This window comes from Edaphobacter sp., assembly GCF_035763405.1.
Classification (GTDB): Bacteria; Acidobacteriota; Terriglobia; order Terriglobales; family Acidobacteriaceae; genus Edaphobacter.
The window spans coordinates 17,217-41,541 of sequence record NZ_DASUBE010000066.1 but is presented as its reverse complement, the minus strand read 5'-3'; the positions used below and the strand labels follow the sequence as shown (position 1 = coordinate 41,541).

At 56.9% G+C, this 24,325-nt stretch carries 20 protein-coding genes; 4 read left to right on the top strand and 16 right to left on the bottom strand.

Features of this window, described 5'->3' with window-relative positions; translation table 11 throughout:
- Positions 1–188 precede the first annotated feature (188 nt).
- From VFU66_RS06575 to eat, 4 genes are all read right to left on the bottom strand, one after another.
- Positions 189–1,166, bottom strand: a complete 978-nt coding sequence (locus VFU66_RS06575) for a helix-turn-helix domain-containing protein (protein WP_326445444.1) — start codon at positions 1,164–1,166, stop codon at positions 189–191.
- A gap of 147 nt (positions 1,167–1,313) precedes the next feature.
- A complete protein-coding gene (gene eutC / locus VFU66_RS06570) occupies positions 1,314–2,132 on the bottom strand; it encodes an ethanolamine ammonia-lyase subunit EutC (RefSeq protein WP_326445443.1) in 819 nt (272 codons plus the stop codon).
- The gene (locus VFU66_RS06565) at positions 2,129–3,526 is read right to left on the bottom strand and encodes an ethanolamine ammonia-lyase subunit EutB (protein ID WP_326445442.1); all 1,398 of its coding nucleotides are present in this window, start codon (positions 3,524–3,526) and stop codon (positions 2,129–2,131) included. Before VFU66_RS06565 ends, eutC begins: the two co-directional genes overlap by 4 nt.
- Positions 3,523–4,908 carry an ethanolamine permease gene (gene eat, locus VFU66_RS06560; protein ID WP_326445441.1) on the bottom strand — a complete coding sequence of 462 codons (1,386 nt, stop codon included), beginning with the start codon at positions 4,906–4,908 and terminating at the stop codon, positions 3,523–3,525. The genes VFU66_RS06565 and eat overlap by 4 nt, the downstream gene beginning before the upstream one ends.
- 283 nt (positions 4,909–5,191) lie before the next feature.
- Between eat and adh the strand changes: the two genes are divergently transcribed.
- The 4 genes from adh (at position 5,192) to VFU66_RS06540 (ending at position 9,801) form a co-directional block, all read left to right on the top strand.
- On the top strand, positions 5,192–6,736 hold the full coding sequence (gene adh, locus VFU66_RS06555; RefSeq protein ID WP_326445440.1) for an aldehyde dehydrogenase: 1,545 nt from the start codon (positions 5,192–5,194) through the stop codon (positions 6,734–6,736).
- A gap of 80 nt (positions 6,737–6,816) precedes the next feature.
- Positions 6,817–7,194 (top strand): DUF779 domain-containing protein, encoded by a 378-nt coding sequence (locus VFU66_RS06550; protein ID WP_326445439.1) that lies wholly within the window; start codon positions 6,817–6,819, stop codon positions 7,192–7,194.
- A 494-nt stretch (positions 7,195–7,688) separates the two neighbouring features.
- Entirely contained in the window at positions 7,689–8,192 is a 504-nt protein-coding gene (locus VFU66_RS06545; RefSeq protein ID WP_326445438.1) for a hypothetical protein, read from the top strand.
- 133 nt (positions 8,193–8,325) lie between these two features.
- Positions 8,326–9,801, top strand: coding sequence for a GH39 family glycosyl hydrolase (locus VFU66_RS06540; protein ID WP_326445437.1), 1,476 nt, complete (start codon positions 8,326–8,328; stop codon positions 9,799–9,801).
- 11 nt (positions 9,802–9,812) lie between these two features.
- Here the strand turns inward: VFU66_RS06540 and VFU66_RS06535 are convergent, their stop codons facing one another.
- The 12 genes from VFU66_RS06535 to garD form a co-directional block, all read right to left on the bottom strand.
- Positions 9,813–10,547 carry a hypothetical protein gene (locus VFU66_RS06535; RefSeq protein WP_326445436.1) on the bottom strand — a complete coding sequence of 245 codons (735 nt, stop codon included), beginning with the start codon at positions 10,545–10,547 and terminating at the stop codon, positions 9,813–9,815.
- Positions 10,548–10,587: 40 nt separating this feature from the next.
- Positions 10,588–12,204, bottom strand: coding sequence for a hypothetical protein (locus VFU66_RS06530; RefSeq protein ID WP_326445435.1), 1,617 nt, complete (start codon positions 12,202–12,204; stop codon positions 10,588–10,590).
- Between the two features lie 17 nt (positions 12,205–12,221).
- Positions 12,222–14,045: a sensor histidine kinase gene (locus VFU66_RS06525; RefSeq protein ID WP_326445434.1), complete on the bottom strand. Its 1,824-nt coding sequence runs from the start codon at positions 14,043–14,045 to the stop codon at positions 12,222–12,224.
- A 32-nt stretch (positions 14,046–14,077) separates the two neighbouring features.
- Entirely contained in the window at positions 14,078–14,761 is a 684-nt protein-coding gene (locus VFU66_RS06520; protein WP_326445433.1) for a response regulator transcription factor, read from the bottom strand.
- A 147-nt stretch (positions 14,762–14,908) separates the two neighbouring features.
- The gene (locus tag VFU66_RS06515; RefSeq protein WP_326445432.1) at positions 14,909–16,177 is read right to left on the bottom strand and encodes an MFS transporter; all 1,269 of its coding nucleotides are present in this window, start codon (positions 16,175–16,177) and stop codon (positions 14,909–14,911) included.
- Positions 16,174–17,217 (bottom strand): aldolase, encoded by a 1,044-nt coding sequence (locus tag VFU66_RS06510; RefSeq protein ID WP_326445431.1) that lies wholly within the window; start codon positions 17,215–17,217, stop codon positions 16,174–16,176. The genes VFU66_RS06515 and VFU66_RS06510 overlap by 4 nt, the downstream gene beginning before the upstream one ends.
- 37 nt (positions 17,218–17,254) lie before the next feature.
- Positions 17,255–19,021 carry a glycerophosphodiester phosphodiesterase family protein gene (locus VFU66_RS06505; RefSeq protein WP_326445430.1) on the bottom strand — a complete coding sequence of 589 codons (1,767 nt, stop codon included), beginning with the start codon at positions 19,019–19,021 and terminating at the stop codon, positions 17,255–17,257.
- Positions 19,021–20,325 (bottom strand): nucleotidyltransferase family protein, encoded by a 1,305-nt coding sequence (locus VFU66_RS06500; protein WP_326445429.1) that lies wholly within the window; start codon positions 20,323–20,325, stop codon positions 19,021–19,023. The genes VFU66_RS06505 and VFU66_RS06500 overlap by 1 nt, the downstream gene beginning before the upstream one ends.
- A gap of 19 nt (positions 20,326–20,344) precedes the next feature.
- Positions 20,345–20,815 (bottom strand): c-type cytochrome, encoded by a 471-nt coding sequence (locus tag VFU66_RS06495; protein WP_326445428.1) that lies wholly within the window; start codon positions 20,813–20,815, stop codon positions 20,345–20,347.
- Between the two features lie 4 nt (positions 20,816–20,819).
- Positions 20,820–21,185 (bottom strand): cupredoxin domain-containing protein, encoded by a 366-nt coding sequence (locus VFU66_RS06490; RefSeq protein WP_326445427.1) that lies wholly within the window; start codon positions 21,183–21,185, stop codon positions 20,820–20,822.
- Positions 21,186–21,563: 378 nt separating this feature from the next.
- Positions 21,564–22,622 carry a hypothetical protein gene (locus VFU66_RS06485; RefSeq protein ID WP_326445426.1) on the bottom strand — a complete coding sequence of 353 codons (1,059 nt, stop codon included), beginning with the start codon at positions 22,620–22,622 and terminating at the stop codon, positions 21,564–21,566.
- Between the two features lie 134 nt (positions 22,623–22,756).
- Positions 22,757–24,310, bottom strand: coding sequence for a galactarate dehydratase (gene garD, locus VFU66_RS06480; protein WP_326445425.1), 1,554 nt, complete (start codon positions 24,308–24,310; stop codon positions 22,757–22,759).
- Positions 24,311–24,325: the final 15 nt, after the last annotated feature.

Below are 24,325 nucleotides of genomic sequence, written 5' to 3'. Positions count from 1 at the left end.
CACAAAGTGGTTCGCAGAAACGTGAAACAACCGGATGAGACTGACACAGGGCATCCGTAGAGACTCTGCACGGACGGGTTGCGCCGCGACTGACCTGGACTTCTCATCACCATGTAGGTGCAGAATAGTCAGCCAGCGCGAAAACCGTTATCTCATTTCGGCAAAAGCGAGATATTTTTTATGATTTTTTACTGAGTATTAAGAAATGAAGCGGGGCGGCGCTTCAGGCGCTCGGAAGGGAGCTCGCCAAACAACTCGTGATAGTCCCGTGCGAACTGGCTCAGGTGCCAGAAGCCCCAGTCCGCCGCAGCCTGCTGCACCGAGGTGACGCCGGAGTTGGGATCGCGCAGGCAGCGGCGCACGCCATTGAGCCGCAGAGTCCGCAGATACGCATTCGGGCTCATCCCCATGACATCCTGAAACGCATACTGCAACGTGCGGCGGCTTATCTGGAATTGCTGACAGAGATCGACGACCGTGATGCTCTCGTCCTGATTTTGCAAAAGATGCTGCCGCACCTCGCGCACGATTCGGTAGTGGCTCATCTGCCGGTAGGGCGCACGGCCAGTCGTCTCATGCGAGCTGCAAACATCGGCCAGCGCATCGAGCACGGCGTTGCGAATGCTCTCGGTCGATGCGGGATTCACAACGATGTCGGGAGTGCGGGATGCCTGTTCGAGTATCTGCCGGACGAGTTTTTGCAAACCAAGTTTCTGTCCCGGCCTGACCCGGAGCAGTTCGTCCTGCATCGCACGCGGCAGAACGCTCGACTGATTCAACGCACGGATGTGCCGCTCGAGATCGTTCCTGCGCACTACCAGGCCGAGGATTTCAAAGTTGTTCGGCGTCAACAGCTCAAACTGCGACAGACCGGGCCTCATGGCAACCGTGTTTTCGCCGACCGAATACGAGCCGAGTTTGCAGCTCTCCGCCCGCTCCATCGGAATGCCAAACCACCAGCTCTCCGAGTCAACCACGCAGGACTGGCGCAGCACATGGCTCGTCGATTCCCGAAAGATCTGCATCCCGTTGATCCACAGCTCGTGGATGCTCCCGTTGAATCGCCCCGGCGCAAGCTGGTCGTAGAGCTGATGCCACCCGGTCAGGCTATGGGCCTGGTCGTCAACGTCGGTTGCTACATGCGCATAGAAGCCAGATCGGGGCATGCAGCCGAGTTCTGCCGATATGTTTGATGCCGTTGTCATGCTGTGTGCCTGGTAACGCTAACACGCTGGCGATTGAACTTCAAACTTCAATTTTCACCCGATCTCATTTCAAAATAGCATTAAAAAAATATAAAAAGATAGTATGCGCTAGGTGTGAGGCATTGGCATATCTCCTAAGTCTTCTTTCATAAGAAGCGTACCGGCATGACCTGCAATAGCTTGCGCGGCATCGTCACTGTCATCTTTGAGGTGGATGCCGGTACTCCCCAAAAGGCGGGCCTTGCGCAGCAAATAGGCCAACTTGTGCGCAGCCTGCTCGAAGGTGAGGCCTGTGGGCCTGATGTTCGAGATGCAGTTCCGCTCCGCGTCTGTTCGTCCAATGCACGGACGATAGGTAAGGTATGCCCCAAGGCTATCGGCGGCATTAAGTCCGGGTCGTTCGCCGATGAGCACCACCACCGCCTCCGCGCCGCGCAGCTCGCCAATCTCGTCTCCCAACGCAACGCGAGCCTGGGTTGCAAGCACGATGTCGTCCAGGTCCCACTCCGGTAACTGCTGCCTGAGTATAAGCAGCAGAGGGAGCGCATGCTGCATGGGAGCGAGTGACGAGAGTCCGTCAGCAACCACGACGGTGAGGCGGCGCACGGCGCTTGATTGCGGACGAAGACCCTCGACGCACGCTGGGTCGAGCCTGCGGCCAAGATCGGGGCGGTGAAGATACTCCTCGCGATCTTTGCTCCGGCTCCGCGCGTGAATTGTATGGAAGCCGCTCCGTTCCAGTTCGCGTGCCAGATGGCCAATCTCAAGTGGAGCGGAGATGACGCTGCGAGCGTGTGCGTGGTCCATTCCGAACTCCAGCAACGCCTTAGTAGGCAGGCTCGTTCCCACTCGCCCCATACCGATGCGTGCCGGTGTATACCGCCGCAGCGTCTGCCATGGATCGAGCGTGACGAGAGGGTTACTCATGGCGCCTCGACTGATAGAGGGCTTCCTGAAAGCAGCGCCCTGGCCGCGTTCCCCGAAGGTGCAAGCCTGCCGTCGCGGTTGACGATCCCCATCTGCTGTAACCATTGCTCGAACTCGGGAGCGCGCCTGAGTCCGAGGACCTCGCGCACATAGAGTGTGTCGTGGAACGAGGTGCTCTGGTAGCTGAGCATGATGTCGTCGGCGCCGGGAACACCCATGATGAAGTTCACACCGGCGACGCCAAGCAGTGTCAGCAGCGTGTCCATGTCATCCTGGTCGGCCTCTGCGTGGTTGGTGTAACACACATCACATCCCATGGGCAGGCCCAGCAGCTTGCCGCAGAAGTGGTCTTCCAGTCCTGCGCGAATGATCTGCTTGCTGTTGAAAAGATACTCCGGCCCAATGAAGCCGACGACGGTATTGACCAGCAGAGGCGCGTATCTGCGCGCCACCGCATAGGACCGCGCCTCGCAGGTCTGCTGATCTACCCCGAAGTGCGCATCGGCGGAGAGCGCACTTCCCTGCCCTGTCTCGAAGTACATGCAGTTCTGTCCGACGGTACCGCGTTTGAGTGAAAGCACGGCCTCGTGGGCCTCCTGTAGCAGGCTGAGTGTGATACCGAAGCTCTGATTTGCCTTCTGGGTCCCGGCGATCGACTGAAATACCAGATCGACCGGTGCCCCGGACTCGATGGCCGTCATCGTATTGGTGACGTGCATCAGGACGCAGGACTGCACAGGCGCCTCGAACCGCTGCCGGAAGTTGTCAAGCGCCCAGAGAAGTTCAATGGCCTTCGTTGTGCTGTCGGTTGCCGGATTGATGCCAATCACAGCATCGCCGCAGCCGTAGAGCAGGCCGTCTACCGTGGAAGCGAGGATGCCTTGAATGTCGTCGGTAGGATGGTTTGGCTGAAGGCGGACCGCCATGTGCCCTGGCAGGCCGAGCGTATTGCGGAAGCGCGTGACGACGCGGCACTTTTTCGCGGCGAGAATCAGGTCCTGGTTGCGCATCAACTTCGAGACGGCGGCGACCATCTCCGGCGTCAATCCAGCCGAGACGGCAGACAAGGCTTCGGCATCGCGCTCTTCGCCGAGTATCCATTCGCGTAGTTCGCCCACGGTGAGATGGCGGATGGGGGAAAAGACCTCGGCATCGTGCGTGTCGATGATGAGGCGCGTTATGTCGTCGTTCTCATACGGGACAACGGCCTCAGCGAGAAACCGAACCAACGGAACGTCGGCCAGAGCAAAACGGGCCGCAGCCCGTTCGATCTCCGACTCAGCCGCAACCCCGGCGAGAACATCGCCTGAGCGAAGCGGACTTGCTTTGGCAAGCAGCGTCTTGAGGTCCTCGAACCGATAGGTCCGCCCGCGGGTTGTATGAGAAAAGCTCACGATCCGGAATGCTCCTCGACAGCATCGGCAGCCTCCGGCACGAACCTCTTTCCGCGCCAGCTCAGCCGCAGTCCAAGGTATCCCACAACCAGCAGGCCAACAAACATCAGCGCAATCAGACGATTGTAGTAAACAAGACTGGCAATACAAATTCCCGCGCAAAGTAGCGTCCAAATAGGCGCGAACGGATACAGTCGTGCGCGAAATGGCCGCGAAAGGTGCGGCTCTGTCGTGCGCAGCCGGAAGAGTGCGAACATGCTGACGACATACATGACCAAAGCACCAAGCACGGACATGGTGACAATGTTCGCCGTCAACGGCTGCCCTCCGATGGTAATCCACGAGTCGCTGTAAATCGCCGCGATGCCAACCAGGCCACCGGCAAGGATCGCAAGATACGGTGTATTGAAACGCGAATGGACTTTGCCGAGAACTGATGGAAGATAGCCGGCGCGGGCCAGCGCAAAGATCTGCCGCGAATAGCCGAAGATGATTCCGTGCAGCGAGGCCACAAGCCCGAACAGACCCAGCCAGACGAGCATGTGCAGCCATCCGCTCTTTGCTCCGACGATGATCTTCATCGCCTGCGGCAACGGGTCGTTGATGTCGGCCAGCACGCGCCAGTCACCAACGGCTCCAGCAAAAACCATCACACCAATCGCCAGCAATAGGAGCGTCATGATTCCGGCAATGTACGCAATCGGGATGGAACGCGAAGGACGCTTCACCTCTTCAGCTGCCATCGCAACACCTTCGATGGCGAGAAAGAACCAGATTGCAAAAGGAACCGCAGCAAACATACCCGCAACGGTGATGGCAGAGAAGTGATCGTGGCCGGCCCATCCGTGCGCGAGGAAGTTGCTCAGCCTGAAGCCGGGAGCGACGACCGCCATAAAGACCAGCAGCTCGATGATTGCAAGCACCGTAACAATGAACTCGAAGCTCGCGGCAATCTTCACACCGATGATGTTGATCGCCATGAAGAACACATAGGCCAGCACCGCCGCATGTCTGGGCGAAAGGTCCGGAAACTGGACGTGAAGGTAGGCCCCGATGGCCAGCGCAATCGCCGGTGGCGCGAAGACGAACTCCACCAGAGTGGCTGCGCCTGCGATGTAGCCTCCTGTATCGCCAAAGGCGCGCTGAGCGTAAGCGAATGGGCCGCCCGCGCTGGGGATTGCCGTCGTCAGCTCAGTAAAACTGAAGATGAACGCCGTATACATGGTGGCCACCAGAACGGTGGTCAATAGAAAGCCGAGTGTGCCCGCGCTGGCCCAGCCATAGCTCCAGCCAAAGTATTCGCCTGAGATGACGAGGCCGACTGCGATCCCCCATAGCTGCCAGGTGTTCAGCGTTGCCTTGAGCTTTGCGTGTTCTTCCATGCCGCCTCGCAGTCCTCATTATTATGGGACTACGCCTGGTGGGGTTATCAAGAATCGGCAATCAGGCATGGCCTTCCGACAAAAAATTTCCTGAAATTTGCCGATTTCTGCTAACGCTCGTGTTTTGTGCTGACTATGCTGGAACCCATGGATGGCCGGGCGGCACGTTTGCAGCGCCTCATCGCGCAGGAGTACCGTAGCTACGCCCAGACGTAGGCGATCTCCCACAAGCTCACCCACGCCCGTCTAAAAAGACATCCAAATCGATGAAGGAGCGCACCCCATGTCCACCATGACCACCGCACCAGCCAGCAAAGTCGCACCCGGGTCATACGGGTTTCCCGTTAAGTTTCGAAAACAATATGGCAACTACATTGGCGGAGCGTGGGTTGCGCCCGCCTCTGGCACCTATTTTGAAAATGTCACACCAGTCACCGGCGAGGTCCTCTGCGAGATTCCGCGCTCGAACGCCGACGACATCAACCGGGCACTTGATGCCGCCCACGCCGCCAAGGGAGCGTGGGGTCGCACATCCACCGCTGTACGGGCCCACATTCTCGAACAGATAGCCCAGCGCATGGAAGATAACCTGGAGATGCTGGCCACCGTCGAGACATGGGACAACGGCAAGCCAATCCGCGAGACCCTGGCTGCCGACCTCCCCCTCTGCGTCGACCACTACCGTTACTTCGCCGGCGCCATTCGTGCGCAGGAGGGAGGAATCTCGGAGATTGACCACGACACCATCTCCTACCACTACCACGAGCCCTTGGGCGTCGTCGGCCTCATCATTCCGTGGAACTTCCCGCTGCTGATGGCAGCCTGGAAGCTCGCACCCGCGCTGGCCGCAGGTAACTGCGTGGTGCTGAAGCCAGCCGAACAGACTCCGCTCGGTATCCTTGTTCTGATGGAGTTGATTGGCGACCTTCTGCCACCCGGCGTCCTCAACGTCGTCAATGGCTTCGGTCTGGAAGCCGGCAAGCCGCTCGCCTCAAGCACGCGCGTGAATAAGGTGGCCTTTACCGGAGAAACCACCACGGGACGACTCATCATGCAGTACGCCTCGCAGAACATCATCCCCGTCACGCTGGAGCTGGGCGGCAAGAGTCCCAACATCTTCTTCGCCGATGTGATGCGTGAGGACGACGCCTTCTTCGACAAGGCGCTGGAAGGCTTCACGATGTTTGCGCTGAACCAGGGAGAAGTCTGCACCTGCCCATCGCGTGCGCTGGTCCAACAGTCCATCTACGACAAATTCATGGAGCGGGCGCTCGACCGCGTGAAGAAGATCAAGCGGGGCAATCCGCTGGATCGCGACACGATGATCGGCGCGCAGGCTTCAACCGAACAGATGGAGAAGATCCTTTCCTATCTTGACATCGGCAAAAAGGAAGGCGCGAAGGTCCTCACGGGCGGCAAGCGGGCGGACAATGGGGCCGACCTGGCCAACGGATTTTATATTGAACCGACAGTCTTTGAAGGCAACAACAAGATGCGCATCTTCCAGGAGGAGATCTTCGGGCCGGTGGTTTCGGTTACTCCGTTCAAAGACGAGGAAGAGGCCCTGTCGATTGCCAATGACACGCTGTATGGCTTAGGGGCAGGCGTTTGGACACGCGACTTGAACCGCGCCTACCGTTTCGGACGCAACATCCAGGCGGGACGTGTCTGGACGAACTGCTATCACCTGTATCCGGCGCACTCGGCCTTTGGCGGATACAAGCAGTCCGGCATCGGACGCGAGAACCACAAAATGATGCTTGACCACTATCAGCAGACGAAGAACCAGCTCGTCAGCTACAACCCCAACGCGATGGGCTTCTTTTAGACCTTCGCGCCTGGCTACTGCAACGCCTCCACTTGCCGCAACCAGTGGAGGCGTTGCAGTCCACATTGGACCACGCTGTTATGCCCTCTATTCCTCAACAAGTCATCGCTACGCCAGCCGCTATGGAGCTGATCGCGAAGCTCAAGCGGAAGCACGGCGACCTGATGTTTCATCAGTCCGGCGGGTGTTGCGACGGAAGCTCGCCGATGTGCTATCCACGTGGCGAGTTTCTCGTCGGCGACAGCGACATGCTGATCGGAATACTGGGGGAGACGCCGTTCTACATGAGCCGGAGCCAGTTTGAGTACTGGAAGCACACGCAGCTTATCCTGGACGTCGTTCCTGGACGCGGTGGTATGTTCTCGCTGGAAAATCCGGAGGGCATTCGCTTCCTGATCCGCTCTAATGTCTTCACGGATGAGGAGATAGCCTCACTGCGTGCGGCAGGACGAATTTAGACTGCTCGATGGGATGCTGTTATATCGGAGTCAATGATTCTGCATGGCTTGTGGCCGAGTTTGCGCGTGGCTGTGCTTACAGTTTGGGAAGTGTTCTCTCAATAGTGCCTTCTTCTCGCCGAGCATGCCGCATTCCAGTACCGTAACCGATTCCCAGACCAAGGCCGCAGGTTGCTTGAATCGACCAAAGTCTTGAGGGACGAGGTTGCCTGAGTGAAGGTAATAGCATCAAACTACAGGCTGCGAAGTTCTACTATTACAAAGCTATCGCTTTTCTGCGTCCGTCTTGGCCGAAGAAGGGCGATGGCACAGGCTATAGGATGACACTGACTCAAGCACATCTACGATCACAGGTTCTTTTGTTAACAACCTTTTGCTGGCTTGGGATCGCCGCAAAGGGACAACAATCACCCCCCGCAAATGCCCCCACAGCGCACCCTATGTCGCGGCCTTCGGCAATCATGCAGCCTTCGCTCAATGTCGTAGGTGAAGCGTTGGAGGTCTTACACCCCGAGAAGTGGAAGGCGCCAGGCAGCGTACGTGAGGCGACCACCGCAAATATCGACTCGATCCGCCGCGATCTTGAGGTGACGCTGCCGCCTCTGCTGACTGCTGCCGACCAGGAACCCTCCTCAGTCGCACACGCGCTGCCTGCCTATCGCAACATTGAGGCGCTGTATGACGTGCTACTCCGTGTGACGGAGGCAGGACGCCTTGCCGCCCCTCGGGATCAGTCAGTGACGCTGCAAAGGGCGCTCGCCAGTCTTGAAGACGGCAGGCGTGCGTTCGCCGAACAGATGCAGTCCGCAGCGGTAGCGCACGACCTGCAACTCCACAATCTGGAAGCCGCAGCACGGGCAGCTCCACGCACAGTCGCTGCCACGCCTGCACCTTGCCCTCCTGCGCCGCACATCCGGAAGCGTAAGACGACCTCAAAAACGACGCGGAAACCGGTGCATTCGTCCACCAGCGAGCCGACGAAAACGGCCTCTCACTAGCGGGCCGCTCGATACCTCTTGCGCATTGCGGCTGGTACATTGGCATAGAGTGATGCATATGCGATTTCTTCCCTGTTGCCTGCTTTTCGTCGTGCTTTCGGCGCTTCCGGCCTACTCGCAAACAGAGTCGTCCGTGGTTCGCGTTGACGTGAACGCGCAAGGTGCGACAACCGCCTTTCCGCACTTCTGGGAGCAGATATTCGGATCCGGTAGGGCCACCCTCTCGCTACGTGAGAGCTACCGTGACGACCTACGCACGGTGAAGAAGGTCACCGGGTTCAAGGCCGTCCGTTTTCACGGCATCTTTCTAGACGACGTTGGACTCTTCCACCTCGACCGGAACGGCAAGCCAGTCTATAACTTTTCCTACGTCGATCAGATCTACGACGGATTGTTGGCCAATGGCATACAGCCATTCGTTGAGTTGAGCTTCATGCCGAAGGACATGGCCTCCGACCCGGCTGCTCTGCACGCCTTCTGGTACAAGCAGAACGTCTCGCCGCCGAAGGATTACGAGCTGTGGGACGGCATGGTTGAGGCGTTTGCGCAACACCTCATTGACCGCTATGGCATCGACGAGGTTTCGAAGTGGGACTTCGAGGTATGGAACGAGCCGAACATCGATTTCTGGGTAGGTAAGCCGAAGCAGGCAACCTACTTTGAGCTGTATGACCACACTGCGCGTGCGCTCAAAAAAGTCAACAGCCGCATTCGCGTAGGCGGGCCGGCCACGGCGCAGGCGGCATGGATTCCGGCGTTTCTTGAACATTGCAAGGAAAACAACGTGCCGGTTGACTTCGTGACGACCCATGTCTACGCGAACGACACAGCCAAAGACGTCCTTCATACCAATGAGCAGATCCCGCGCGACCGCATGGTGTGCCGATCCGTGCGCAAGGTGCATGACGAGATTGCAGCCTCACCGTTCCCGAAGACACCGCTCATCTTCAGCGAGTACAACGCCAGCTATGCCAACGAGCCGGACGTGACCGACACTGTCTACATGGGGCCATGGCTGGCCGAAACGGTGAGCCAATGTGACGGCCTGACGGAGGCGATGAGCTACTGGTCATTCTCCGATGTTTTCGAGGAGCAGGGTGTGGTAAAGACCCCGTTCTATGGTGGCTACGGCCTGATTGCAGAGGACAGCATTCCGAAGCCTGCGCTGAACGCATTTGCGATGCTACATCGGCTCGGCAACCGCAGGCTGAAGGTAGACTCCGACGCTGCGCTTGCGACGAGAGCAGACGATGGAAGCACCGCTGTGTTGCTGTGGAACTATGCTCCCCCCTACGGCACGGGCGCAACATATACCCAGCCTCCGGCAGCCCCAGGGCCGGCAAAGACCTTCCACGTCCACCTTACGGGTGTCGCTCCCAACGCATCGGCGGAGATCTGGCGGCTGGATGCCAATCACGGTAACGTGATCAATGCCTACGATGCAATGGGGCGTCCTGCATTCCCTACGCGCGAGCAGATTGTCCAGCTTCGAGCGGTAGGGCAGCCTTCGCCTCCGGAAGAGACGTCGCTCAGTGGAGGCGAACTGACGGTTGAAATCCCTCCGCAGGGTCTTGTGTTGATCAAAATTACAGGGAATAGCACTAAATAAGTGCTGATGCTTCAGTAGGGATTCGTGACATCAGGTGGATAGTCTTCGCCGAACTTGTTCGCATGATGGTTCATCATGTCGCCGGTGGCGGTGAGACGGAAGTCTCCGAGCCGCGTGTTTCCGGAGGAGATTTCTACGATGCGGCCCAGCGCATTGAGACGCTCGTTGTCGACATTTTCCGCCCAGATGTGCAGCCGGTAGCTGCCGGGCGGGACATTATGAATGACGATGGTCCCGTCGGCTTTGGAGATGCCATAGTAGGGAGTGCTGAGCGTGATGACAACGGCGCCCATCTCCGGATGAATATTACAAAAGATATAGGAGACGCCCTCGCGATCGAATCGAACTGCGCGATGCGTGTGCGCTTCGTAGAGGCCAAGATCGAATCGCTTGCCGTTGAAGAGTGAAAACACATTATGAAAGAAGGGATCGAGGTTGGGGAAATCGACATTACTACCGGTGGGAACTACGAGCAGGTGTGGGATGAATTTTTTGTTCTTTTGCACCAGGGTATAGGTCTTCGTCTTTCCCGGATCGGACGGGACCTGCGTTTTCCGGGTTGCAACTAACCAGATAACAACGTCGGCGGAGGAGGTATGCTCAGTATGTGCGCGGCCCGTCTGGCGTTTGACTTCAACATGCGCGGAGACATCGACCGCCTGTGACCAGGCAAACGGCGTCAGCGTAAGGATCGAGAGCGCCGCCACACGGAAGCAACAGCGACTCTTTGTCAGCCTAATCGTCATTTATTACGCTCACTCACGACGGTCCTACGGAAATTCAGAGTCAAAACTGATACCCCGCAGTAATGGTGAAGACATTCGCAACGTTGTCCGTGCCAGAATAACGCCTGCTAAGTATTCGACGGTACTCGGGCGAAAGGATGAGATATGTGCGGGGACGAAAGATAAGATTTCCGGCAACAGTACTATTTCGTGCGTAGGCCTGAAAAGGGTTTGGGGAGGGAGACAAGACAAGCCCCTCAAAGTTGCTGCTGAAGGCGTTGTCGAAGCCGAACATAGCATTGGCCTCGAAGGTTTGTCCGAGTCGGAGTTTCAACTGGCTCCAGCCGCCAGCGGCTTCGACGCCGCGGGTAACGGCAAGGCCCGTGACAGCATCCTTACCTGTCAACGTGTCCTTGTATGCTCCTCCGCCGAGACCGCCGAGTGAGCGGCCGCGATAGATCTCACCCCTGAGCTCGAACCATTTCACTGGAATCCTCCAGTCACCTGTAACTGCCCAAGCGTGTATCCGCGTGGAACTGTTATAGAACAGGTTGCTGGAGTAAGCACCGATGCCAAACTCGAAAGAGTGTTCGATGTCGCTGAAGTCGCCCGCATTGCGATAGGAGACTCGACCTTCATAACCCGGATGACGGGAGGATTCAACAGGACTATCAAGTTGGATAGCAGTGTAGCCCGGAGACTGCGGATAGATAAAACCTCCTTCCAGAGCGAGCGCGTGTCCATCAAGAAATGGGACACGCTGTTCGACCCGAAGCTGAGGCGACCAACTCCAGAGATTTCCGGAACCGGCCAGAGCAGGCTGCGCGACGGTTGCGTAGGAGTCCGGAGAGAGCGGTGAGATGAAGGGTCTCGAATAACCAACATCAACTGTTGTCTTATCCCAATCGAGCCTGGCCATCGCTTCCCGCATACGCATGACGCCTGCGGCGGAATTGTAGCCATACATATTCGAGGACGTGCCGCCAAAGAAATCAACACCAATTCGAGCGGAACTGCGGGCGCTGCCCAACCTTGGCCCCGTGGCGTCGAGCGCAAGAACGGTTTGTCGCAGCGTAGCTCCTGCGCTGCCGTGCGACGCTCCGGAAGCACGTGGAAATGCCAGTGTGGGAAGCTCCACGTTGTCGACAACCCCTGCATTGAAGAAAGCGTTGAAGAGCGCCAGACCCGAAATTCGAACGGGATATTTGGAGGAGGTCTCAACTTTGGTCTGATCGTGTTGCTTGATTTCTGCCTGTACGGCATTCTGCTCTTCCTGGATGGACTCCAGGCTTTGCGCGACGGCAGAAGTATTCTCGTTGCTCGAAGGCGAAGTGGCCGTAGTTGCACCGCTGACGCCAGCCGCATTGACGGGCATCTGTGTACGCATGGCTTCGATCTGAACGCGAAGCTGCTGAATCTGCTCCGACGACTCCTGGAGCGCCTTCTGTGTTCTGGTAAGCGCGACCGTCACCTTATTGAGACGGTCCTCCATTTCTGCAAGACGAGATGAGTTCGCATCCGCAGTGTCGACTACATATCCCGATCTGGCCGCTGAGCCCAATGCCGTCTGGCCTGCCGGTGCCGCGCAGCTCAACGTAAGCAGTAAGGCAACGAAAGTGAAACGGCGGCGAATAGGATGCAATGAAAACGTGGATGAGCGAATCGCTATACGGTCCATAGGTGCTCACAGAGGCTTCAGATTTCTGTACTGCCAGCAGTGCCTATCTGCTCGTTGATGTTGCTGATGGTGACAGAGTCCGGCTGTTGCTTGTGGTGAGGCTCCTTCAAGAATCGCTTGTATAGCAGGATGCTGAAGACAGTCTTGCCGGGCATAGACTCCTCAATCTTCACTTCCCCACCGTGCTCCTGGGCAATATGTTGTGCAAGCGTCAGGCCGAGGCCTACGCCGTTTTCCTTCCCGGCGCTGACGAAGGGCTGAAAGAGGGTTTGACGAATTGCACTCGGCACGCCCGGTCCAGAGTCGCGGATGGCAATTCGGATCTTTTCCTCATCCTCTGATACCGTGACCACTACAACAGGTGATGCCTTGCCGGATTTCGCTGCCTGGCAAGCATTCAACAAGAGGTTATACACCGCGCGACCCAGTTTTTTGGGGTCGACCCAAGCATCGACGAAGCCCAGGTCAGAAGCACAAATTTCGACGGAGCTGCACTCGGGATGCTGGCGCACTGAATGAATCGTACGCTCTACAAGTTGACCTACTGACTCGTACACAAGATGGAGTGTCTGACCAGTTTGACTGAAAAGCAGCAGCGATTCGATCAGATCAGTCATTCCTTGAATTCCTTCGCGCACCTCCAGCAGCAATTCGAGCCGCTCTTTCGCGCCAGCATGTGGAAGACTCATAAATTCGGCGTTGGCATAGATTGCGGAGAGATGGTGACGTAGATCGTGTGATACCGAGCTTGCCATCCTTCCTATTGTGGCGAGGCGATCGGATTCGAGCAGCACTTTATGGGTGCTTTTCAACTCTTCGCGCATCCTATCAAAACTTTGCGAGAGTTCCTGGACTTCCTGCGCCCCGTCGGGACTGAGGCGGTAGTTGAAATCACCTTGTCCGAGCGCTCGCGCACCTGAGGCAAGCGCCTCCAATGGACGAGTGATCATGCGTGAGATTGCTGCCGCCAGAGCTAGACCGATGAGCAATGCGAATGCCCCGAGCATGACGATCCAACGGTTGACACGATGCAGATATTCGCTAGCGCGGTCGTATGACTTAAGGACGACGAGCCGTACATTGCGTCGACCGGCAGCGGGCAACGGAACGGCGGCAGCCACATAGACTTCGTTGTCCAGTTGGATCTTCCGGGGCGTGTCGCCCATTGCATCCAGTTCCTGCCGCTGCGACCGCAGCTCCGACAGTCTGGCCACAGGCAACGTTGCGGCTGAAACCCCGTCATCCACCATAAATGCAACCTCCGCAGCGGCAGCCTCGCTGACCTGTCTGGCAACCTGATCGTCGATTGAGTAACCGATGATGACATAGCCCAGTTGCGAATCGTTGGCCGGAGGTCCGAAGAGCAGCGGCTGGATAGAAACGACGTAGAGGTTTGGTCCGAAGGCGACTGTGCATGGATCGTCAGCTTCGACCATACAGGCGTGCAGGCCTCGCGTAACCAGGTCGTTGTCGAGAGCAGGGCCGCGGTTGGAATAGGTAAATAGCTTACCCGTCTGGCTGGCGAGGGCAAAGAGGTCGCTGCCGCTGATGCTCCAAAACTCATGACTTCCGTCCTGGATTGTCTGGGCATCCTGCGTCACCATCAATGCCTTGAGGCTGGGGAGGTCTGCGAGCAGCGAGGCTTCCCGAGAGAGCATCTGGTTGCGTTGATGCGAGATATTGCGAAAGGTATCGAGAGAGTGAGAGAGATCGGCGTTAAGACCCTTGTGGATCTCCTGCTGCACCGTGAGCCGGATGATCAGCAGACATGTCGCTGTGAGCCCAAGCGACGCGGCAAGCAGTGAAGCCATCAGGATCGTGCGCATGCGCCAGTGTTTCATCGGTCACTCATTCCTTTTGAGGCGCTCGCTTGTTATACATGCGGCACAAATTTATAGCCAACGCCATGGACTGTGCGGAAATGGACTGGATTCGCAGGATCCACTTCGAGCTTCTGGCGAAGTTTCAGAATCTGGTTGTCCACCGTGCGCGTAGTGAGATGGAAGCTGAGACCCCACACGTCGCTGAGTAGCTCCTCACGAGCAATGGCGCGACCGGGGTTCTCAAAGAAATACCGCAACAGCTTGAATTCGTGCGCGGTGAGAGGAACGAGTGCGCCACTTCTGTATATCTCCATCTTGACGAAATCGACGGTGACATTGCCAAAACCGAGCGGCAGTCCTTCCACCTTTCTTCGCGTGCGCCGGATCGCTGCCTGTACGCGCGCCAGCAACTCGCGCGGACTGAATGGCTTGGTCATGTAATCATCTGCTCCCGTTTCTAGCAGGAGTACCTTATCGGCCACTTCAGTCACGGCGCTCAGCACGATGACCGGCGTGTCGTTCGACCATGCCTTGATCTCCTTGCAGACGCTGCGACCGGAAAGACCGGGCAGCATCAGGTCGAGCACCACCGCCGCGGGACGGCGGCTTTTACAGGCGGCCAGACCTGAGGGGCCATCCCCTTCGACCTGGACCTCATAATCCTCTGCAATGAACAATCTTTGCAGTGCCCGTTGAATGCGCGAATCGTCTTCGATGACAAGAATCAGACTCATATATCTACCCCGATCAGAGCTGAGATGTGGATGATCGCCCCACTAATCCCCCTCTTTAGTTTCCGCCAGGACAAAGGCGGATCTGCCGACATCCCGCGAAATGACAAAAAAGAGATAATTAAGCATTGCCAGCCAACTCCGACAAAACTATAGCTCACAGACTGTGCTCCGTGGCAAAAGCTGCCCACTCGGTAGCCGCCCGAAGAGAATGGCCGCTATGCCTGCGAGCATGGCAACCGCAATTAGCGCAGCCGAATAGCCAAAACGGACAATCGCCGCGCCCATTGCCAGCGCCGCCACCGCTTGCGCAATTCCGCTAACAAAGAATGCCGCCGCCGATGCTCCATTATGTTCGGCAGTCGGAATCCGGTCCATTAGCAGGTTATAAATGCCGGGCTCATTCATCGACTGAGCCGACATGTAAATCCAGTAAATCGCCGCGACTTGCGCTTCGGCATGACTCGCGGAGAGCAGAACGAGCGTCGCGGCAACCGCCAACTGCGTCATCATAATGCCAGAAGCCAGACCGGCGCGCCGGAAGAGCAACGGCGCACAAATCACGGCGATGAACTGCCCCAGGTTGGCGAACGAAAAGACAGAACCGGCACGTGCCATCGAAAAACCAAGATGATGAACAAAGTAGACATTCGCAAACGGAGCGAATGAACCCGTAACCAGACCCCAGATGGCCATCGCGGGCAGGAAGCGGCGTAAAAAGGGGTTGGAAAAGCGTGGTAATTCCGGCCCGGAAGCATTTGCCCGCAAAGTAAGTCTGGAGATAGGGATGAGCGCCAGAAGCGCAATGCCGCATGAGACAAGAAGCGCCGCGCCGGTCGCCCGAGGGGATGTAAGCGACGAACCCGGAGCAAGTGAAAGAATCCACGCCGGCAGTCGACCTGCGAAGAAAGCTCCGAATCCCGCGACTCCGATACCCGATGCAAAAATAAGGCTGAAGGCAACAGGACGCTGCTGTTCTGTGGCAAGGCCAGCGACTGAAGGCGAAAGGCAAACCGCCCAACTGCACAGCGTAAGCCCGCAACATACAGCAAGGATAAGCTGTGCGGGTTGCCAGACGATCAGAGCGCGGAGAATGGAGAAGCACACAGTAAGCACTACACATCCGGTCAAAATCGCACGCAACCCAAATCGCTGTGCCGCAACTCCAGCAGGAATAGTGCCGATGATCGTGCCTATGGCCATTAGCCCGCCGACGAAGCCGAGAAACCTCTCGTTAAAACCAAAGTTGAGCAAATAAAGGTTGAAGAGGAAAAAGTACGCCGAGAACCCGAAGTTGAAGAAGATCGCTGCGGTAAAAAATACCCAGAACTGTCCGCGGGGAACATTGGCCAGCCAGCGCTGCCGCCGCGCCTCCAACGAAGAGATGGTTTTGGCCGGAGTTCCCATGAGTTGCGTCATATCGCCTCGCTGACTTCACCCTTGGCCAGACGATCGAGTTGAGCGACAGCTCGCGTGAGATCGGAATAGCGCAACTCATAGGTGTCGACAGCTGAAAGCTGTTCCAATGTGGCCGTCTGCGACAGGTCGATGACCTCCTCGGGATACACGTGCTGACGGAGATAATCCATCGCGAATCCCCTGGGAAGAGGCTTCAACTGAGCAACAGAAGACGGACGCCGGTTCAAAAAGATAATGTTGTGTATCGCGGCTTCTTCGACTGCGAGAATGTTCGGCAGTTCGGAAGTGGGGACTTCAATCGAAGGCTTGCCGCGTGCGCGGGGTGTCAGGCTGCGCCCGCCTAGCTCGGGGAAAAGAGTCTGAGCGGACGGACGAAAGCGAAACTGGTGCGAATTGCCAATGACGCGCGGCTGGTCTACACCGCGCAGAAGATGGCTCGCGTCATCGGATGTATAACTCCAGCCTGCACGCGCGCAGCCGTAGGCCAGCGACGACTTGCCCGCGCCGGACGCTCCGCAGAGCAACATACCGCGCCCGTACCGGCTGACGGCAGCAGCATGTACCGTCACCACGCGCAATGTCGCAAGAAGAGTCAGCGCGAGCGCCTCAAGAAAGTGATAGCGCAGATAGCTGCTATCGAGCATGGCTCCGCGATTCAACCACGCAAACGCAAATCCTTCCTTGAGGTCGCAGGATGCCTGATTGTGGCCGTCCGCGACAAGGGACAGCAAATGACCCCTGGCACGCACAACAGGGGCAGGAGGGCAAATCGCAGGACCCGTGTTGACGACACCGATACACAACCTTAAGGCACGATCCGAATAACGCTGGCGCAGGCCACCCCAACTTTCCATTGCCGCATCAAGCACTTGCTCTGAATTCGTCTCAATCTCAACAGCGAAGCCAAGCGGGAAAAATACGCGGCGGAGCGGCAATAGGGTCTTACACAACAGCGGGTCGTCTTCTGGCGTCGCCACGCTATAAGTTGAAGCTGCTAAAGCGTTCGCGTCCGTTCTATATTCCTGCACGAGATCGGACATTAGACCTCTCTCCTTTGTTGAAATGCGCGGTTTCATATCACGACTCGAAGCCGAGCACCTCAATCTTGTGAATTGCCCAGTCGATTAGAACTTTCTCCTGCGGCCTGCTGAGACTGAGTTCATGAAGAAGCGACAGCGCCCGATTGTCACCCTGCCACGCGACGATACGTATCAGCCGCTCCTGAACCGAAGGGCTGGATATTGGCAAGGCATGCCGCACATCTTGAAGAACTGCGGGGCCCGCCTTCACCAACATCCACTCCGCACGGTCGGCCACAACCTCGTCCGTGGAACCGAGGGCCTGGATCGCCAAAGCAGGATCGGCTGCGATGCGGTCCCAAAGCTGGTATCCGGCGAGGAGTGCTGTCACCTGTGAGTAGTCACTCACAGGACGAAAAGCCTGACCAGCAAGCGAATGCAGCGCGTCTTCGGGCGAGAGCAGTTCCAGCGAGTGGACTAGCTTCATCTGCTCGCGGTAGGTCTCCACAATCGGATCGATCTCTGCCTGCGTAAGTTTTGGTTTGCCGCGGCTCACATAGCGCGCGTAATCCTCGGCTATCTCCTTTTCTTCCTGGTTGAGCAGTTCCGGAATCGCATGAGCCGCGACTTCCGGCTGATGACGAGCAAGAGCAAGCGCGGCCGCTCCTCGTACAGTTGGAGTCCTGTTTTTCAAAAATGGAAGGAGTATGTCCGCAGGCACATCTCCCTGACAACGGCTCAGTGCAAGCAACGCCTCCCTCAGAACCACAGCATCCTTGTCTTGCAGCAAGGCGAGAAGTCCGGGCGAACACGGCGCACCTATCATGCCAAGCGCCCACGCCGCATTTTTCCGGGCAGTCATCTCTCGTGCAGAAAGCGCGCGGGTGAAGACGTCCGCTGAGATTGCTGGGCGTGCCGTGACCAACGCAACGGCAGCCGCACGGGAGATTTGATCATCGGGATCGTGGAGCCACCGGAGAAAGAGTTTTTGCGTCGGAAAACCCTCGTAATATGAGAGTTCGCGCACTGCACGGACACGGCTCTCCTCTTTCCCTGATGACGCGGCAGACGCCAGTGCGGCAAGCTTTGCTTCGACTGGACGACCCACTGCGTCCGCACCGAGTCTCGGATAATCCACATTGATTGCATCCACTCCCGCAGCAACTGCCTTTCGCATGGAGGGCATGTCCATCTCATATGCGTTGGCTGAAAAGTTCACGACCACGAACCTGCCCTGAGCATGAAGAGCTTCTACTTGCACGGCGGTGCAGCCCGGGTCAAGCCACGCCACTGGATCTCGATTCGCTTCCGGGTACAGTGCAAGCACATCGTCTGATTTGCCGCCAAAGATCACCCTTTCCAGCATTCCTTCTTGACGCAGCGCCGCAAGAATAGCTGGCCCCTCACCCTTGTCCTTAATATCGAGAAGAAGGCCAATACCCTGTTCGCGCGCCACGCGAAGTGCATCCACAAACAAGGGAATGCGCATGTGCGCAAAGCGGCCACTCATCGCCGCTCCGGTATCGAGCAACTTGAGCTCATCATAGGAAGTGCTCTCGACATCGCCCATGGCTTCGGTCAGCCGCTCAAGCATCCCGTCGTGATTCAGCACGAGCTGGCCATCGGCAGTCCGGCGAATATCAACCTCGACTACGTTACAGCCCATACGCGCTGCCAGCGCGAGCGCGTCCAACGTGCTTTCCGGCATATCGCGGTTCGCAGTGCGATGACAGATGAGCTGCACTTTGCCGCGTTGGAGAATGCCTGCTTTTGCGGCAGGCACTAGCAGACCTGCAACGATGAGAATGAAGAGGTCTTTCTTCATCACTCGGAGACCGTCCTCTGCTCCACTGCTACCAGATGATTGCTCTGTGTTTGCAAGGCAAGGTCCCGCTTCCAGCGTCTTGCTTCAATCAGGTACCGCACACCTTCAACGAGATGAAAGCGTGCACGAAAGAGTGCAAATCGCGCTTGAAACAGCCCCCTGTTGACCCTACTCCACAGGGTTTCGTTTGGCTCAGGGCAGGTAATACGCGGCACTCGATGCAGCGGCAAGAGCCGTCTACGTCTTATCTGCCGCCAGTCGTCTTCAGCCCCCGTCAACTCGTTCTCCAGCAGTAAGTACAACTTGGTTCCGGGAAGACTTGAGAGGACTGTTCTTCGTCCATAACGATTTGCCCAGAACCGTACATTCGCCGGCAGGCAATCAAGTGTCCAACTATTAAGTTGGGCAGGAGCACAACCCCCAAAGAGACAGGTCGAAAGATAGCTCGCCAGGCCAATGGCAAGATACGCATCACGCTTCGCCTCGGCGTATTGACGGACTCTGTTCCACAGTTCCCGATCGTCCTGGTGAGCAAATACAAATCGGTTGTACTCCAACAGCCACGAAAGACGGGTATACGGAGTACGCAGGTGCGAGAAGACATGGAGCGCCTGTACCAGAAACTGGTCGCCAGCAGACAGCACAGGAAAGCTGTAACCATGCCAAGTGCGTTCCTCGATGCGGCCAAGCCACTCACCATGCAGTAGCACATGCGGCGCAGCGACCGAGGTGCAGAAGTGCAACTCGACTGACCGTTGCGGTCCCGGTTTGTAATGATCTGCAATCCGTGCAGGACCCGACGACCCCGCCTTGAATTCCCACACTACTTCTGTTGCCATCGTCAACGTGTATCCCATTTCAGCGAGGACGCGACGGCAGAGATCCAGGTCACATTGGTCTACCAGAAAGTCAAAATCCAACTGATTCCGCAATGCCGGATCGGGACAATATCCAGGCGAGAGAGTGAGCCCTTTGACGTTGCAGTATCTCACGCCATGCTCAAGAAACACGCGGTTGATGGCGATAAACTCATCCATCAGGCATTCAGTCCGTTTGCTATTATCTGCAAGATTCTGTCGAAGTCTTTCAACCATCTGTGCAGATACAAATTCCTCAAGTCGGAGTTGCTGCACCTGATGCAGGAAATAGAGTGCCATCCCGCTGGCAATCAACCATGGATAGGCTCGCTCCCACTCCCCGCAAGCTACACCTGAAAGACGCTCCGCTGCCTTGTCCACCGGATCGCGGAAGGTGGAAATAACGGCATCAACTACCTTTTCATCGGCCGAGATGCTCCAACCCATGGATATCCTCATTAATGCTCTAGTGGTTGTAAACTTCAGGCTCTCCCAAACTGCCTGCCGGAGGTAGATGACGAAGGAAGATCACAATCGACCAAATCTCGTCGTCGCTCAGCGTTCCCTTCGATGCAGGCATCCCGGATGGTGAGATTCCGTTGTCGATAATCCACTTCAACTGGCCGTCGGTGTACGACTGCACTTCAGCAGAAGCTAGTGACGGCAGTGGCGGAGACATCTGATTAGCAAAGGGAACGCCCGTGCTTTGCCCATCGAGTCCATGACATACAACACAGTAGTGGCCGTATGCTTCTTTGCCCGCTGCAAAATTCTCCTTCGTGAACGACATGGGATTTTTCTCCGATTTATTGCGAACGGTAATGTCGTGCTTTACCGCCTCAAGGAAAGTCCGCTCAAATCGATTCGGCGTGGACACCTTGCAACCAGTCAGCAGCGCAAGCGCACAGACCGTTGGCAAAACCTGCCCAGCGCGCATCTGATTACTCCGTCACGCGGAGAGTCAGCTTCATCGATCCGTGCCCAGATCCGCAAAAGACCGAGCACTCGCCAACGAAGGTGCCGGTCTTTTCAGGCGTAAATGTGACTTTGCTTGTGGTCCCTTTTTTTGCTTTGATATTCAAACCCAATTCCTTGAACTTCAACCCATGTGCAACATCCTTACTCGTCAGCATGAGCACGACTGGCACTCCTTCTTTCAAAGTGATCACCGAAGGCATGTACTCGAAACGCTTCGCCACGATCTCAATTTGTTGTGGCTGACTTTGCGCAGCCCAACTTGTAGGCACGCAGAGTATTGCACCAAAAGCAACTGCCATCAGCGTCCGCAAGAAGAACCTGTGTTTCATAAATACTTCTCCTGAATAAATTCAAATCAAAGATCCTCGCTGCAAAATCTTCCCGTAGATTCCTCTAAGGCGACAGATAGTGCAGGATGTCTTGCGCATCTTCCGCACTCAGAGAAGCGCGCACGCGCATGTGGAGCACGATGGTTCTGGTAATCCGTGGCGAGAGTTGCTCCGGCGCCGTATGACAACGGCTGCAATTCTCCTGGAACTTCCGCTCGCCACTGCTGGACACAACCGCTTGTGCCGTGGCAGTCTTCTTGGAAACCCCTCTCTTATGCGGCGGCTGAGCAGGCAAGCAGCTCATGGAAAGGGCGAGACCGCAGAGGACGATGAGGACGAGGCGGACTCGCTGCCCACGGACTCTTGCAGGAATAGCAATCATTGGCCACCTCGCCACATCGGTAAAAGGAAGCGATAAGTGATCGCCATATCCCAGATGTTCGCGTTGCCTGTGGCAGAGAGCTTGCGCGAGTAGCTCGTCGTGAAGCGAACTTCCTGCGGCAAGTGGTACACCAGGCCTAAGTCGACCTGCTTCGTATCTGCCGCAGGAAGACTGTCACCGGGACCCGGACTATTGCGAAAAACCTGCTGTATCCGAAATAGAGGTTCCAACCGTCCGATGAAGTTGTCAGCGCCGCGCCACTGCGAAAGTCGGTAAGTACCCTCCAACCAGTAGCCCTGCGCATGTGCGCCGTGAGCATACTCAGAGCGGACCTGCAACGGCGCCCGCCATGGCTGCCACCAGAAATCAGTGCCAAACGAGTTGTTACGCGTGCCCTGAAGGAAACGCGCATAGGATGTTCCGACCTCAACGCGCTTGCCCGGAAAGTAAACGTCGATACGGTCTCCGGCCGCCCGCGCGGACTCAAACTGAGGCACACTGCTGAACGCGGAAAAATAACCGATGTAATTGACTTGAACTTCTGGCTTCGAAACCAGTACACCGCGCACCATCGCGCCGTCGCTGGAACCGGTCGTGCGTGTCCCAATGGGAAAGATCAGTGGAGCGTCTTGAAAGTTCTGCATCCAGATTGCCGACAGTCGCTCATTGTAAGTGCCGAAAGGGGTAAGGAAGCGGCCAACAGTAAGGGTGAGGTGCGAGGCAGCGATATAGTCCAGTTGCAGATATTGCGTCGACTTAAAGAAAGTTCCCTTATAAGGTCCATTCTTGCCGCCCTCAGGGGCGTACACTTCGCGAAAGTCAAACCTGGACTCCGCAAGCAGATGCCTGCCGATAGGAACCACGACCAGCGGCGCAACTACCGGCTGGAAGAAGTTGATTCCCGTATTCGTGCTGTCCAGAAAACCGACTCCACCGGAGACAATCGGAGTATTCTGAGCTACCGACGCGCGGACTGATAGAAGCCAAAGCATTGAACTGACGCAAAGCGCCATCGCTAAGGTTTTCCGCCGCTCGAAGTGTTTAAGAAGCCGCATAGGTGCCAGTTACTGACGCACCTTTACGCTAACAACACGCGCTCAGCCGAGTGTCAGCACCGTGTCTGCATAATGTCATTGGTTTGTAATCGCGCACCCAACCCCCTTTGAATGCGGGGGTCGCGGCCTTCTGATTAAGTCACTGGAGCGGGATTAAACAAAGCGAAATCATTGTGTAGGCCCCAATGGTCCGCCCACGTCTGTTTGCGTCCGCTGGCAACATCGAGGATGAGATGAAACAACTCCCAGCCGATTTCTTCGATGGTCGCGTCGCCGGTCGCAATTCTTCCTGCATCAAGATCGATCAGATCGGGCCAACGGTTTGCCAGCTCAGTGCGCGACGCAACTTTAATGACAGGAGCCATTGCCAGTCCGTAGGGTGTGCCCCGGCCTGTTGTAAAGACATGCATGTTCATCGCGGCCGCCAGTTGCAGCGTGCCACAAATGAAATCGCTCGCCGGCGTCGCAGCGAAGATTAGCCCTTTGCTCTTGACTCGCTCGCCGGGTCCAATTACGCCCATCAACGCGCTGCTCCCTGACTTTGCAATCGACCCGAGGGACTTTTCGACGACATTCGCGAGTCCACCTTCCTTGTTTCCAGGCGTTGGATTTGCGCTCCGGTCTGCCGCGCCGCGATGGAGATATGCGTCATACCAAGCCATCTGCCGTACCAGGTCGCGGGCCACGGACTCATTTACCGCGCGCGCGGTAAGCAGATGAATCGCATCGCGCACCTCCGTCACTTCGGAAAACATCACCGTTGCGCCGGTTCGCACCAGCAGGTCACTCGCATAGCCCACCGCCGGATTCGCGGTAACACCGGAGAATGCATCACTACCGCCGCACTGGAGGCCGACAACCAGGTCCGACGCAGGACAACTCACGCGCACACGCTGATTGAGCCGTTCCAGACGCTTTTCCGCCATTCGCATGATGGCCGCAACAATGTCTCCGAACCCGCGATGCTCCTCATCCTGAAAGCGCATCACATACGACTCTTCAGTAAGCACTGGAAGCCTACTTGCCGGCAGCATCCGCGTAGGCTGTAACTTCTCGCACCCCAGACTGACGACCAACGGAGTACCACCGAGGTTCGGATTCAGGCTGAGATTACCCAGTGTTCGAATCGGTATTTCAGCACCAGGAGCGTCGATAGCGACACCGCATCCATAGCTGTGCGTTATCGCAATGACGTCATCGACATTCGGATACCGAGGAAGGATCTCCGCTTTGATTCTTTTCACGGCAAAGTTCACACTGGGCGCGACACACTGCACCGTTGTGCTGATGCCCAGAATGTTCTTAGTCCCCACTGTACCGTCAGCGTTGCGATAACCCTCGAATGTATAGCCCTCAAGCGCAGGCTGTGGCACTGGTGTCTCGGTCGCCAGTGGCGCTCGATCAAGGTCGGGTGCCGTTGGTAGAGCGACCATCCCTTCATGCACCCAACTGCCTTGACGGATGGATCTCGTAGCTTGTCCAATCGTCACGCCATAGCGCACAATCGGCGCACCCTGCTCTATATCGATCAATGCCAACTTGTGCGCTTCGGGCACAGACTCCGTCAGAGTCAAGCCCGACTCAAACTGCACACCAGACGGCAGCCCACCGGAGTTCACAACAATCGCGACATTGTCGCGTTCATGCATTCGCAGATAGCGTGGCCGCCCAGTTTGCCGATCGCTCATCATTGCTCCTTCACA

What these genes read in the sequence shown, in the direction of transcription:
- VFU66_RS06575 (WP_326445444.1), bottom strand. Translation starts at nt 1,166, where the DNA reads ATGCCCCGATCTGGCTTCTATGCGCATGTAGCAACCGACGTTGACGAC.
- eutC (WP_326445443.1), bottom strand. Translation starts at nt 2,132, where the DNA reads ATGAGTAACCCTCTCGTCACGCTCGATCCATGGCAGACGCTGCGGCGG.
- eat (WP_326445441.1), bottom strand. Translation starts at nt 4,908, where the DNA reads ATGGAAGAACACGCAAAGCTCAAGGCAACGCTGAACACCTGGCAGCTA.
- adh (WP_326445440.1), top strand. Translation starts at nt 5,192, where the DNA reads ATGTCCACCATGACCACCGCACCAGCCAGCAAAGTCGCACCCGGGTCA.
- VFU66_RS06550 (WP_326445439.1), top strand. Translation starts at nt 6,817, where the DNA reads ATGCCCTCTATTCCTCAACAAGTCATCGCTACGCCAGCCGCTATGGAG.
- VFU66_RS06535 (WP_326445436.1), bottom strand. Translation starts at nt 10,547, where the DNA reads ATGACGATTAGGCTGACAAAGAGTCGCTGTTGCTTCCGTGTGGCGGCG.
- VFU66_RS06530 (WP_326445435.1), bottom strand. Translation starts at nt 12,204, where the DNA reads ATGGACCGTATAGCGATTCGCTCATCCACGTTTTCATTGCATCCTATT.
- VFU66_RS06525 (WP_326445434.1), bottom strand. Translation starts at nt 14,045, where the DNA reads ATGAAACACTGGCGCATGCGCACGATCCTGATGGCTTCACTGCTTGCC.
- VFU66_RS06520 (WP_326445433.1), bottom strand. Translation starts at nt 14,761, where the DNA reads ATGAGTCTGATTCTTGTCATCGAAGACGATTCGCGCATTCAACGGGCA.
- VFU66_RS06515 (WP_326445432.1), bottom strand. Translation starts at nt 16,177, where the DNA reads ATGACGCAACTCATGGGAACTCCGGCCAAAACCATCTCTTCGTTGGAG.
- VFU66_RS06510 (WP_326445431.1), bottom strand. Translation starts at nt 17,217, where the DNA reads ATGTCCGATCTCGTGCAGGAATATAGAACGGACGCGAACGCTTTAGCA.
- VFU66_RS06505 (WP_326445430.1), bottom strand. Translation starts at nt 19,021, where the DNA reads ATGAAGAAAGACCTCTTCATTCTCATCGTTGCAGGTCTGCTAGTGCCT.
- VFU66_RS06500 (WP_326445429.1), bottom strand. Translation starts at nt 20,325, where the DNA reads ATGGGTTGGAGCATCTCGGCCGATGAAAAGGTAGTTGATGCCGTTATT.
- VFU66_RS06495 (WP_326445428.1), bottom strand. Translation starts at nt 20,815, where the DNA reads ATGCGCGCTGGGCAGGTTTTGCCAACGGTCTGTGCGCTTGCGCTGCTG.
- VFU66_RS06490 (WP_326445427.1), bottom strand. Translation starts at nt 21,185, where the DNA reads ATGAAACACAGGTTCTTCTTGCGGACGCTGATGGCAGTTGCTTTTGGT.
- VFU66_RS06485 (WP_326445426.1), bottom strand. Translation starts at nt 22,622, where the DNA reads ATGCGGCTTCTTAAACACTTCGAGCGGCGGAAAACCTTAGCGATGGCG.
- garD (WP_326445425.1), bottom strand. Translation starts at nt 24,310, where the DNA reads ATGAGCGATCGGCAAACTGGGCGGCCACGCTATCTGCGAATGCATGAA.